Origin of the sequence: Enterobacter sp. JJBC (assembly GCF_036936505.1) — a bacterium.
GTDB lineage: Bacteria > Pseudomonadota > Gammaproteobacteria > Enterobacterales > Enterobacteriaceae > Enterobacter > Enterobacter hormaechei_C.
Genome location: NZ_CP136935.1, coordinates 4,647,697 through 4,659,937, shown reverse-complemented (window position 1 = coordinate 4,659,937; position 12,241 = coordinate 4,647,697). Strand labels below are relative to the sequence as shown.

The following is a 12,241-nucleotide window of genomic DNA, read 5'->3' as shown; positions in this document are numbered from 1 at the left end:
TCCTGTTGTAATGTGGGTACATTGTCGCTGAAAGGCGAACCGAACAATAAATTACTCGTCGTCTTTCACGTTGTAGGTGCGTTGTCTGCGTCAACTCGCCCCAGTCACTTACCAGAGTAAGCTCCTGGGGGTTCGCAGACTTGACGCCTTCCTAAAACGTGAAATCCATAGAGTAATAAACAACACAACATCACGAGGTATCACCCATGGCTAACTACTTTAATACACTGAACTTGCGCCAGCAGCTGGCGCAGCTGGGCAAATGCCGCTTCATGGCGCGCGATGAATTTGCTGATGGCGCGAGCTACCTTCAGGGTAAAAAAGTGGTCATTGTCGGCTGTGGCGCACAGGGTCTGAACCAGGGCCTGAACATGCGTGACTCCGGGCTGGATATCTCCTACGCCCTGCGCAAAGAAGCGATTGCCGAGAAGCGCGCTTCATGGCGTAAAGCGACCGAAAACGGCTTCAAAGTGGGCACCTACGAAGAGCTGATCCCGCAGGCGGATCTGGTGGTTAACCTGACGCCGGACAAGCAGCACTCTGACGTTGTGCGTTCCGTACAGCCGCTGATGAAAGACGGCGCCGCGCTGGGTTACTCCCACGGCTTCAACATCGTTGAAGTGGGCGAGCAGATCCGTAAAGACATCACCGTGGTGATGGTGGCACCGAAGTGCCCGGGCACCGAAGTGCGCGAAGAGTACAAACGTGGCTTCGGCGTACCGACGCTGATCGCCGTTCACCCGGAAAACGATCCGAAAGGCGAGGGCATGGCGATTGCCAAAGCCTGGGCTGCGGCCACTGGCGGCCATCGTGCGGGCGTGCTGGAATCTTCCTTCGTTGCGGAAGTGAAATCTGACCTGATGGGCGAGCAGACTATCCTGTGCGGCATGCTCCAGGCTGGCTCTCTGCTGTGCTTCGACAAGCTGGTGGAAGAAGGCACCGATCCGGCATACGCGGAAAAACTGATTCAGTTCGGCTGGGAAACCATCACCGAAGCGCTGAAGCAGGGCGGCATTACGCTGATGATGGACCGTCTGTCCAACCCGGCAAAACTGCGCGCGTTCGCACTCTCTGAACAGCTGAAAACCATCATGGCGCCGCTGTTCCAGAAACATATGGACGACATCATCTCCGGCGAGTTCTCCTCCGGCATGATGGCAGACTGGGCGAACGACGATAAGAAACTGCTGACCTGGCGTGAAGAGACCGGTAAAACCGCGTTCGAAACCGCGCCACAGTATGAAGGTAAAATCGGCGAGCAGGAGTACTTCGATAAAGGCGTCCTGATGATCGCGATGGTGAAAGCAGGCGTTGAGCTGGCGTTCGAAACCATGGTGGATTCCGGCATCATTGAAGAGTCTGCGTACTACGAATCGCTGCACGAGCTGCCGCTGATCGCAAACACCATCGCCCGTAAGCGTCTGTATGAGATGAACGTGGTGATCTCCGATACCGCCGAGTACGGTAACTACCTGTTCTCTTACGCCTGCGTACCGCTGCTGAAAGAGTTCATGACCACCCTGCAAGCGGGCGATCTGGGCCAGGCGATTGCGGAAGGTGCGGTTGATAACGCGCAGCTGCGTGACGTTAACGAAGCGATCCGCAGCCACGAAATCGAGAAAGTGGGCCAGAAACTGCGTGGCTACATGACCGATATGAAACGTATCGCGGTAGCAGGCTAAACACGATGAATCGGGTGGCGCAAGCCACCCGAACTGTTTTAGCTACGCAGTATCGCGCCGGGATAACCCAGCTGGCGCCACGCCTCATACACCACCACCGACACCGCATTCGACAGGTTCATGCTGCGGCTGTCCGGCATCATCGGAATACGAATTTTCTGCTCGGCTGGCAGGGCATCCAGAATGGTGGCCGGCAGGCCGCGGGTTTCCGGACCAAACATCAGATAATCCCCGTCCTGATAGCTTACGGCGCTGTGCGCTGGCGTGCCTTTGGTGGTCAGGGCGAACATGCGCTGTGGTTTTTCGGATCCCAGAAACGCGGCGTAATCGTGATGACGAACGACGGCGGTAAACTCATGGTAGTCCAGCCCCGCGCGGCGCAGACGTTTGTCGTCCCACGTAAAGCCCATCGGCTCAATGATGTGCAGACGAAAACCGGTGTTGGCGCACAGGCGGATAATATTGCCGGTGTTCGGCGGAATTTCTGGTTCGAATAAGACGATGTTAAGCATGCTGCCCCCTTAATTGCGGGGGCAGAATAGCAGAAAAGAGAGGGACTAGGCGACGCCCGGCTCCTGCGCGCGGCTATACAGCATTTTGTAGACGGTTGCCGCCGCGGCCACGAGAGCAGGCACGCTGAGGATCATTAAAATACTGTCTGCCTGCCACTGCATGGAAAGAAGCTGGGCGCTGGTCATGGTGCCCGCCACGCCGCCGAAGCGGCCGATCCCCTGCATCCAGGCGATACCCGTCGCGCGGCACTCGGTAGGGTAAAAGGTGGCGGCCAGGGTCTGCATGCCCGACTGCGCGCCGTTCATCGCGATCCCCATCAGGAAAATTAACCCGCCAAACAGGGCGATATGGTTATGCTCAATGCCGAGTAAAAGAATCAGGCCCATCGTCAGCACGAAACCACACGCGACCACCTTGTGCGCTTCCCAGCGATCCATCATCCAGCCCGCGAGCAAAATGCCAGCGGTGCCGCCGAAGGTGAACAGCGAGGTGAGCCAGGCGGATTCCGCCAGCGCATACCCCATCCCCTGCATCAGCGTCGGCATCCAGCTCAGCAGGACGTAATAAATCACCAGTCCCATAAAGTAGGTGACCCACAGCATCAGGGTGCCGGGCAGCCAGGGCATGGAAAACAGCTGCGACACGCTGCCTTTTTTCGACGCGACTTTCTCCTCTGTCAGGAAAAAGCCCGTGACGCTATCCAGCGTGCTGCGGGCGAACCGGCTGGCGATGCGGCGAACCTGGGCGACGTCTTTCCCGCGCTGCACCAGAAACTTCACCGACTCCGGCAACAGCAGCGCCAGCAGCACCGTTAAAATCAGCGGCGCAATCGCGCCGGTCAGCAGCACGCTTCGCCAGCCATGGTGAGGGATAAGCCAGGACGAGATCGCCCCGCCGCCCGCCGCACCCAGCGGAAAGCCGCAGTACATGGTGTTAATTGCCATGGCGCGGCAGCGCTGGGGGGCAAACTCTGAGATCAGCGTGATGGCGTTAGGCATCGCGGCGCCCAGCCCGAGACCGGTCAGAAATCGCCATAGCGTCAGGGTATTCAGACTTTGCGCCCAGGCCGTGCCCAGGCTCGCCAGGCCGAAGAAGAGACATGAAAAGACCAGCACGCGCTTGCGTCCCATCCGGTCCGATACCGGACCTGCAATCAGGGCTCCCAGCGACAGCCCCAGCAGCGCCGCACTCAGCACCGGCCCCAGATCCTGTTTATGTATTCCCCACTCCGTCGACAGCGTAGGCGCAATGTAACCCATCGCTGCGGTATCAAACCCATCGATCGCCAGCACCAGAAAGCCCAGCACAATAAGAAGCCAGTGAAACCCTGAAAAAGGACTTTCATCGATCACCTGCTGAATATCCACCCGACCTGAATACGTCATACGTTCCCCTCCGATGTGATGTTGTTTTTGTGTTCTTGTATTTGCTTGTCTATACAATTGCGGAGGGGCGGGGTGTGTCAAATTTTCTTATCAAGAATGTTACGCAGGTGTTATTTTCGACAAAAAAACGCCCGAGGGGAAAGTCGGGCGCGGAAGAAGGGGAGGCTAACCGGGGAAGATCAGGCCGCGTTTCCTTGGGAAAGAGGGGCCAGCGCCGCAGGCAGCTTACTGAGCTCCTGCACCAGAGAGTCTTTGCTGATTTCGCTAATCGACTTCGCCCCGGTCAGGGTCATCGCTACTTTCATCTCTTTCTCGATCAGGTTCAGCAGATTCGCCACGCCCGCCTGGCCGCTGGTGGCCAGCGCGTACAGGTAAGCACGGCCCAGCAGCACGCTGTCGGCGCCGAGCGCAATCATGCGCACCACGTCCAGCCCGTTACGGATGCCGCTATCGGCCAGGATCGCAATATCGCCTTTCACCGCATCGGCAATGGCCGGCAGGGCGCGGGCGGAGGAGAGCACCCCATCAAGCTGGCGGCCACCATGGTTAGAGACCACGATCCCATCGGCGCCAAAACGCACCGCGTCGCGGGCATCTTCCGGGTCGAGGATCCCTTTGATCACCATCGGGCCGTCCCAGAATTCGCGGATCCACTCCAGGTCTTTCCAGGAGATCGACGGATCGAAATTGTTCGCCAGCCAGCCAATGTAGTCCTCCAGCCCGGTCGGTTTACCCAGGTAGGCCGAAATATTGCCCAGATCGTGCGGACGGCCGTTCAACCCGACATCCCACGCCCACTGCGGGTGCGTCACCGCCTGCCAGTAACGGCGCAGGGCCGCGTTAGGGCCGCTCATGCCGGAGTGGGCGTCGCGGTAGCGCGCGCCGGGGGTCGGCATGTCGACGGTAAAGACCAGGGTTGAGCAGCCCGCCGCTTTGGCGCGCTCCAGCGCGTTGCGCATAAAACCGCGATCGCGCAGGACGTACAGCTGGAACCACATCGGGCGCTTGATGGTCGGGGCGACTTCTTCAATCGGGCAGACGGACACGGTGGAAAGGGTAAACGGAATGCCTTTGGCATCTGCGGCGGCGGCGGCCTGCACTTCACCGCGACGGGCATACATGCCACATAAACCGACAGGTGCGAGCGCTACCGGCATGGAGAGCGTCTCGTTAAACAGCTTCGTCTCAAGGCTCAGGTCAGACATATTTTTCAGCACGCGCTGGCGCAGGGCCACTTCCGACAGATCCTCCACGTTACGGCGCAGGGTATATTCGGCATACGCCCCGCCGTCGATATAGTGGAACAGGAACGGGGGCAAAATGCGCTGCGCCGCGGCGCGATAGTCACTGGCTGCTGAAATAATCATGCTTTGTTCTCCCTGGAAATATCACTCTCGCCAGGCAGACGGGTAATACGCGCCTGTCGGGCCTGATCTTCATCGAATCGTTTAATGGTGGTATGCACGAAGCCGAGATGCGCCATCATCGCCTTGCGCGCGGCCTCGGCATCTCCGGCCAGAATGGCGTTGAGCACCGCCTCGTGCTGTTCGGTCAGCTGGGCAAACACCGGCGGCACCAGATACATGCGCTGGCGGCTCTGCTTGACGGAGGATTGCAGCAGGTCGAAGAACCCGCGCATGGTTTGCAGCAGCACCACGTTGTGCGAGGCCTCGGCAATCGCCAGATGGAACCGCACGTCCGCCTGGGAGGCGATGTCCGGGTCGCTGCTTTGCGTGGCTTCAAAACAGGCTTTGAGCTTCTCTTTGTCGGCGTCGGTTGCCCGCATCGCCGCGTGCCACGCGGTGCTGGTTTCGATGGCGTGACGCGCTTCGAGGATGTCGAAGCTGTAGTCCGGGTCGTTTTCCATCAGCGTCTTCAGCGGCTGCACGATGTTTTGTTCGGACCAGTCGTCATGCTGCCAGCGCACGAAGGTGCCGCCGCCGCGACGGCTCAGCAGCACCCCTTCACTAACCAGCGTCGCCAGCGCCTCGCGCAGTGAGTTGCGCGACACGCCAAGCTGAGCGGCAAGCTGACGCTCGGCGGGCAATCTCATGCCCGCTTCCAGCTGTTGTTCTTCTATCAGCGCCCGTACGCGAGTGGCAATCTCGTCGGACAGGCGTCTGGGCATCACTATCATGGAATCATCCAGGTTAAGACATAGGCCTGCAATGTGGTGACCACGCCCACCATGCAGGTAAATATCAGGCTGTGTTTAACGGTAAAGCGGAACAGATCCGACTCTTTGCCTACCAGCCCCACCGCAGCACAGGCAATGGCGATGGACTGCGGCGAGATCATCTTCCCGGTCACGCCGCCGGTGGTGTTCGCGGCGACCAGCAGCACGTCCGAGACGCCAATCTGCTGCGCGGCCGTGGCCTGTAGGGCAGCAAACAGGGCGTTAGATGACGTATCTGAACCGGTCAGGAACACCCCCAGCCAGCCGAGGAACGGCGAGAAGAAGGTAAACGCGTGGCCGGTATGCGCCAGCGCTAACGCCAGCGTCGACGACAGGCCGGAGTAATTCGAAATAAACGCGAACGCCAGCACCATGCCGATGGAGTAAATCGGCAGCATCAGCTCTTTAATCGTCGCCGCAAAGGTCTGTACCGCGGCGGCAGGCTTCATGCGCAGCCACACAACGGAAAGGATAGCGGCAAACAGGATGGCCGTACCGGTGGCTGAGAACCAGTCGAACTTAAACACTGCCGCATACGGCGTGGCGTCGTGCACCACCGGCGGCATACGGGCGACCATTTTGTCGAGGAACGGCACGGAGATATTAATCACCATGTCGTACAGCGCGCCGCCCGGGGCGAACAGGGCTTTAAACGGCGGAATGCTCCACAGCGTCACGGTGGCGGTCAGGAACAGGAACGGTGACCACGCGCGCACAATCTGTCCGGCGGTATAGCCGGTGCGCGCCAGCGTCTGATCCACGTGCGATGCGCCCATGTCAGCAAAGCGGAAGATACGTACCGGCTGCCAGCGTTTCAGGAACAGCGTCAGGCAGACCAGCGACACCAGGGAAGAGATGATGTCCGGCAGTTCCGGGCCGAGGAAGTTGGAGCTGAGATACTGGGCAATGGCGAACGAACCGCCCGCTACCATCACCGCAGGCCAGGTCTCCTTCACGCCGCGCCAGCCGTCCATAATCGCCATGATCCAGAACAGCACGATAATGGTCAGGAACGGCAGCTGGCGGCCCACCATCTGGCCGATCTCGAAGCTGTCCAGCCCGGTCACCTGGCCCGCCACCAGAATCGGAATGCCCATCGCGCCAAACGCCACCGGGGCGGTGTTCACAATCAGGCACAGGCCAGCGGCATACAGCGGATTAAAGCCCAGCCCGACCAGCAGAGCGGCGGTGATCGCCACCGGCGCGCCGAATCCTGCCGCCCCTTCAAGGAACGCCCCGAAGGAGAAACCGACAATCAGCATCTGTAAACGCTGGTCCGGTGTAATAGAGAGAATCGACGAGCGAATAATGTCGAACTGCCCGGTTTTCACCGAGATTTTGTAGACAAAGACGGCGGCGATGATGATCCACGCAATCGGCCACAGGCCGTAGAAGAAACCATACACCACGGAGGCCAGCGCGCGATCGACCGGCATTTTATAGAAGAACAGCGCCACCAGCAGGGCGATGGCAACGGTGTACGTTGCGGCAAGGTAGCCCTTCAGCTTGAGCTTTATCAGCGCAAAGAAGAAGAACAGGATCGGTAGCGATGCGATCAGGCTCGACAGCCAGATATTCCCGGCCGGATCGTAGTTTTGTTGCCAGAGGCTCATGCAGGTCTCCTGAGGACCACACAGGTGTTCGTCGGGTGAGTCTCTGCTCATCTCAGCGTCACACTTAGTGTAAAAGTGGTCCTTCCAATATTGTGATGTAGGGTTAATGGCAATAAATGGTTAACCAAGTGTTGCTATTCAGCAATGCTTTTGTGAAGTGGAGCATCGAAACTGTGAACGATGGATAGCTTTGCGCATGATTGGTAGGACCAAAACCGCAAGTTCAACTCACCGCGTGCGTTGGGAGCGGTAGTCAGGTGGAGGGCATTACATTCGCCTTTTGAGCAGATACGGCGCGTAAAAGAGGTTGAATAAAATGGGTATGTGATAATATTGCGTGAATCAAATGAGGTTTGTTTGTTTTATTTATGTTTTTGAAAATCTGTATATGTGTGATCAGAGTGATATATTTCCTATAAATAAAAAATTTTTTTGGTTAAAAATGCGAAATCGAAGCTGTAGCAAAAAATTTTAATTAAGGTAAATTTCACATATAGATTTTAACAGTGTATTACAAACGATCAATTGCTGATCGATAAGGAAATATCCTGTTTAACCGTGATTTTTCAGGATAAAGTGAAAGAATTTTTTGCTGAAGTGACATTTTTTGGCTAATAATATTCTGAAATAAATTGATCAAACAATGATCAGTTAACTCTCTTGTTATTTAGTTGCGGTATTAAAAGCAGATTAATAATTATTAGGGCAATGGAAAGGGGTTAAATTTGTTAGCTGAGTGTTAATTTCAGAATGTTTACAAGCGCGGCGTATTACTTTTCAATACGTAGACGTTAAAAGGCATTTGATTTACTATTTATTCAGAAGCAACGTAACAGAAGATTTTAAATTTATTACTAACCACAACGTATTCAGTGTTATTTTCGGCCAGAAGTCATTCCTCAGTTGAAGGATATCTGTGTATGGCCTTCTGAAAATATACGGATTATCACCATGGGATGGACCCTGCTTTATTCTATAAGGTCGCGTCACCCATTCTGCTAAAACCCTTTCGGTGGCGTTTTTAAATCCTTATAGCGGTTATTGTACCTGGTACAACAAGTCTATATCTGTTTAATTTACAGAGGGGAAAGTGTTCCAAATGAAAATCAAAAATGTGGCGCTGGCGATTGCCGCGGCGGGGCTGCTGTTATCTTCTCAATCGATACTGGCAAGCAGTGATTCTGGCGTTAATGCTTCTCTGGATACCGGTGCGGGTTCGCAAAGTACGGGCGGGGTGATCAATTTTACCGGGAAGATTACCCTTATTTCCTGTGATATTACTCCGGCCTCTAAAAACAAAACGGTAGACCTTGGGGCGTGGGCAAAAAGCTACTTTGACGATCACAACGAAACGACGCCGCGCGAGTTCAAAATCAACGTGGAAAACTGCCCGGAGACGGTTGAATCGGTTGCGGTACTGTTTGACGGAACCAAAGATACGGTGAATGACACACTGCTTCAGGTTACGCCAGGTGAAGGTATGGCGACGGGTGTCGGCGTGAAGCTTTATAACAGCGATCGCAGCACGGCGATTAAACCGGGTACGGTATCTGAAACAACCTCACCGGATGATGAAGGCAATGCTGAATTAACTTTCTATGCCGCACTTGACAAAGATGGCACAGAAATCAACGCTGGCGATGTTAACGCCGTTTCTAACTTCCTGATGGTTTATAACTGATTTCACTGTCAGCCACCTCCAGAGATAATAATGATGAAACGTTTATCGTATATTATGCTCATTGCATTAATGGTTAGTTCTGCGTCAGTTTCCGCTGGCGTTGTAATGGGGGGAACACGGATCGTATACCCACAACATAGCAAGGAGGTGGCATTTTCTGTTTCTAATATGGAAAGTGCGGTTCCCTATCTTATTCAGTCGTGGGTTGAAGGGGATGGGCAGGGTAAAAATAACGCTGCGCCATTTATTGTCACGCCACCTCTGTTCAGACTTGATCCGGAGCAGACCAACACGCTGCGTATTCAATATACCGGCGCTCCGCTGCCCACAGATCGTGAATCTGTATTCTGGCTCGATATTAAAGCGATTGCGCCAAAGCCAAAAGAGAGCAGCAACGAATTACAAGTTAACGTTAAATCGAAATTTAAAATTTTCCACCGCCCGGACAATCTGAAAGGGGACGCTGCAACTGCCTGGCAGAAAATAACGTTTTCGCGGACGGGAAAAGGGCTTAAGGCCGCTAACCCGACGCCATACTACGTCTCTTTTTATCGGCTGACCGTTGGCGGGCATAAAATTGAGCAGCCGGGCATGATCGGTCCAGGGGAAACCCGTGAATGGCCTGTGTCCGCCTCCGGGGGCGTAAGCTGGTCGGCTATTAATGATTTTGGTGCCATCACCGCCACCCACACCCAGCCTCTTTAAGATCATGCCTTTTCGCCTGTTTCGTTACGCGCCGCTTTCAGTGTTGCTGCTTAGCTTCAGCCGTGCGGGGATGGCCGAGGATTACTTTGATCCCGCCGCGCTGGAGCTTTCCTCTACCGAACAGAAAACGGCGGATCTGCACTATTTCTCTGAAAAGGGCGGGCAGATGCCAGGCACCTGGCTCGTGACGCTGGAGATTAACGGACGCGAGGAGCGGCATCAGGAGATCACCTTCGTCAATGAGAAAGGCAGCCTGCAACCCGTTTTTAGCGTATCGCTGCTGGAAGCGCTTGGCGTAAATGTAGGGGCCATTCCTGCATTCTCCCGGTTGCAGGAGGGAGAAACGTTCACGCACCTCGAGGATTTTATTCCGGCAGCGCGAACCTCCTATGATTTCAACCAACAGCGCCTTTTTCTCAACCTGCCGCAGGCGGCGATGAAACACCGCAGCCGTGGCTACGTGCCGCAGTCGCAGTGGGACGATGGTATCCCGGCGGCATTTACTGATTACAGTCTGTCGGGCGGTCAGGCCCGTCATCAGAGCGGGGTCACGACATCCAGCTATCTGAGCCTGCGTAACGGCATCAATCTGGGGGCGTGGCGGTTGCGCAACACTTCGGCCTGGAGCCACAGCGACGCGGGCGGCAACCATTTTCAGTCGCAAAGTAGCTGGCTGAGCCGGGATATTCGCCGTCTTAACAGCCAGCTACGGATCGGCGATGCCTGGACCGCAGGCGACGTCTTCGATAGCGTGGCGTTTCGCGGGGTTCAGCTCTCGTCCAGCGAGAGCATGTTACCCGACAGCCAGCGCGGCTTCGCACCAACCATCCGCGGCGTTGCACACAGCTTCGCTAAAGTCTCCGTTTCGCAAAATGGCTATGTGATCTATGAAACCTGGGTGGCCGCCGGGCCATTTATCATTAACGATCTGTTCCCCGGCGCACAAAGCGGCGATCTACAGGTTACGGTCACGGAAAGTGACGGCTCAACGCGCGTCTTTACCCAACCCTATTCTGCGGTGCCGTTTATGCGACGCCAGGGCAGCCTGAAATACAGTCTCAATGCAGGACGATTTCACTCCGGTTCCGGCGATGCGCGTTCGCCTGAGTTTGTTGAAGGCGCTTTTTTCTACGGTCTGCTCTCCAGGATGACGGTGTATGGCGGCTTTCGTACGGCGAGCAACTACCAGGCCGGTGCAATTGGCATAGGCAGAGGGTTTGGCGCATTTGGCTCGCTGGGCATTGACGATACGCTGGCAAAAAGCCATTTACCCGACGGCAAAAACGCGATAGGGCAGGCGTGGCGCATTCAGTATCAGAAAGATTTCAGCGCTACCGGCACCGCCTTCAACCTGGCGAGTTATCGCTATGCCTCGCGCAATTACTATGAATTTAGTGAACTGAATCAGTCTGACAGCCAACAGCTGCAACTCAATAATCGCCGTAGCCGCTCGCAGGTCACCTTTTCACAGACGCTGGGTCAGTTCGGCAGCCTCAGCGTCTCGGCATGGATGCAGGATTACTGGCATACGTCCGGGCAGGATAAAACCATCCACATTGGCTGGTACACTAGCTGGCGGGGCATTTCCTGGGGCGCGGGATATGACTACACCGACTCAGCGCGTGAGCAGCATCCCGATCGCACCGTGTCGTTTAACGTCAATGTTCCGCTTGGCCACTGGTTACCGGACAGCTCGGTCAGTTACTTCATCAACCACAACAATCGTGGAATGACCACGCAGCAGATGTCTCTCAACGGCAGCGCGCTGGCGAATCGCAACCTTAATTACAGCGTTCAGCAGAGTAAGGCCAGCGAGGGACAAGCCGACAGTACCAGCCTGGCGCTGCAATACAACGGTGGCTACGGCAACGTCAGCCTCGGTTATGACCACAGCCGAAGCGGTAGCAACGCGAGCCTCGGACTCGCCGGAGGCGTTATCGCCACGCAGTATGGCGTCACGCTTAGCGAGCCGCTGGGCGATACCGTCGCCCTGCTGCGCGTGCCCGGTGCGGCGAACGTTGAGCCGGAGGGTTACAACGGGATCCATACCGACAGCCGCGGCTATGCGGTCATGCCAACGCTCTCGGCGTATCGCAAAAATACCGTCAGCCTTGATACGGCGACGCTGGGTGAGAACGTCGACGTTGAGCAGAGCGGTCTGACGCTCATTCCCACCAGCGGCGCGGTGGTGCTGGCCAATTACAAAACCCACATTGGTTATCGCGTTCTGTTTTCCCTGCGCTACCACGGTGAACCGTTGCCGTTTGGCGCGCAGGCTGAAGTGGTGGAGCAGAACCGCCATTCTGCAAACCGAAGCATGGTCGCTGACGGCGGTCAGGCCTACCTGAGCGGAGTACCCGAGCGCGGCACCCTGCGCGTCACTTGGTATGAAAACGGGGAGCAGCAGCAATGCCAGACACCTTTCAGACTGGGGAAAGCTCATATGGCCCCCGGCATCGCTACGCTGTCTCTTGAGTGCCACTAGA

General features: G+C 56.1%; 9 protein-coding genes. 4 read left to right on the top strand and 5 right to left on the bottom strand.

The genetic code is table 11. The features are described from left to right. Positions 1-206 precede the first annotated feature (206 nt). Positions 207-1,682, top strand: coding sequence for a ketol-acid reductoisomerase (gene ilvC / locus RY075_RS22375; RefSeq protein WP_109948951.1), 1,476 nt, complete (start codon positions 207-209; stop codon positions 1,680-1,682). Positions 1,683-1,720: 38 nt separating this feature from the next. On the opposite strand, the gene trmL is transcribed toward ilvC, so the two are convergent. The 5 genes from trmL to lldP form a co-directional block, all read right to left on the bottom strand. Continuing rightward, positions 1,721-2,194, bottom strand: a complete 474-nt coding sequence (trmL, locus tag RY075_RS22370; protein WP_003860178.1) for a tRNA (uridine(34)/cytosine(34)/5-carboxymethylaminomethyluridine(34)-2'-O)-methyltransferase TrmL — start codon at positions 2,192-2,194, stop codon at positions 1,721-1,723. A gap of 45 nt (positions 2,195-2,239) precedes the next feature. Further along, the gene (locus RY075_RS22365) at positions 2,240-3,580 is read right to left on the bottom strand and encodes an aromatic acid/H+ symport family MFS transporter (protein ID WP_023315025.1); all 1,341 of its coding nucleotides are present in this window, start codon (positions 3,578-3,580) and stop codon (positions 2,240-2,242) included. A gap of 179 nt (positions 3,581-3,759) precedes the next feature. Then, positions 3,760-4,947, bottom strand: coding sequence for a quinone-dependent L-lactate dehydrogenase (gene lldD / locus RY075_RS22360; RefSeq protein WP_006808631.1), 1,188 nt, complete (start codon positions 4,945-4,947; stop codon positions 3,760-3,762). Beyond that, positions 4,944-5,717 carry a transcriptional regulator LldR gene (lldR, locus tag RY075_RS22355; protein ID WP_006808630.1) on the bottom strand — a complete coding sequence of 258 codons (774 nt, stop codon included), beginning with the start codon at positions 5,715-5,717 and terminating at the stop codon, positions 4,944-4,946. The genes lldD and lldR overlap by 4 nt, the downstream gene beginning before the upstream one ends. Then, positions 5,714-7,369 carry an L-lactate permease gene (lldP, locus tag RY075_RS22350; RefSeq protein WP_338627968.1) on the bottom strand — a complete coding sequence of 552 codons (1,656 nt, stop codon included), beginning with the start codon at positions 7,367-7,369 and terminating at the stop codon, positions 5,714-5,716. The genes lldR and lldP overlap by 4 nt, the downstream gene beginning before the upstream one ends. A gap of 1,099 nt (positions 7,370-8,468) precedes the next feature. On the opposite strand from lldP, the gene RY075_RS22345 reads away from it, so the two are divergent. Genes RY075_RS22345 through RY075_RS22335 form a run of 3 tightly spaced genes read left to right on the top strand, consistent with a single transcriptional unit; the run spans position 8,469 to position 12,240 of the window. Beyond that, positions 8,469-9,050: a fimbrial protein gene (locus RY075_RS22345; RefSeq protein ID WP_032627973.1), complete on the top strand. Its 582-nt coding sequence runs from the start codon at positions 8,469-8,471 to the stop codon at positions 9,048-9,050. A gap of 30 nt (positions 9,051-9,080) precedes the next feature. Then, positions 9,081-9,755 carry a molecular chaperone gene (locus RY075_RS22340; RefSeq protein WP_109948952.1) on the top strand — a complete coding sequence of 225 codons (675 nt, stop codon included), beginning with the start codon at positions 9,081-9,083 and terminating at the stop codon, positions 9,753-9,755. Positions 9,756-9,759: 4 nt separating this feature from the next. Beyond that, positions 9,760-12,240, top strand: coding sequence for a fimbria/pilus outer membrane usher protein (locus RY075_RS22335; RefSeq protein ID WP_032608568.1), 2,481 nt, complete (start codon positions 9,760-9,762; stop codon positions 12,238-12,240). Position 12,241: the final 1 nt, after the last annotated feature.

Bases quoted from the DNA above. Each gene is read 5' to 3' on its own strand.
- RY075_RS22340 (WP_109948952.1), top strand. From the start codon at position 9,081: ATGATGAAACGTTTATCGTATATTATGCTCATTGCATTAATGGTTAGT.
- RY075_RS22365 (WP_023315025.1), bottom strand. From the start codon at position 3,580: ATGACGTATTCAGGTCGGGTGGATATTCAGCAGGTGATCGATGAAAGT.
- RY075_RS22335 (WP_032608568.1), top strand. From the start codon at position 9,760: ATGCCTTTTCGCCTGTTTCGTTACGCGCCGCTTTCAGTGTTGCTGCTT.
- trmL (WP_003860178.1), bottom strand. From the start codon at position 2,194: ATGCTTAACATCGTCTTATTCGAACCAGAAATTCCGCCGAACACCGGC.
- lldD (WP_006808631.1), bottom strand. From the start codon at position 4,947: ATGATTATTTCAGCAGCCAGTGACTATCGCGCCGCGGCGCAGCGCATT.
- lldR (WP_006808630.1), bottom strand. From the start codon at position 5,717: ATGATAGTGATGCCCAGACGCCTGTCCGACGAGATTGCCACTCGCGTA.
- RY075_RS22345 (WP_032627973.1), top strand. From the start codon at position 8,469: ATGAAAATCAAAAATGTGGCGCTGGCGATTGCCGCGGCGGGGCTGCTG.
- lldP (WP_338627968.1), bottom strand. From the start codon at position 7,369: ATGAGCCTCTGGCAACAAAACTACGATCCGGCCGGGAATATCTGGCTG.
- ilvC (WP_109948951.1), top strand. From the start codon at position 207: ATGGCTAACTACTTTAATACACTGAACTTGCGCCAGCAGCTGGCGCAG.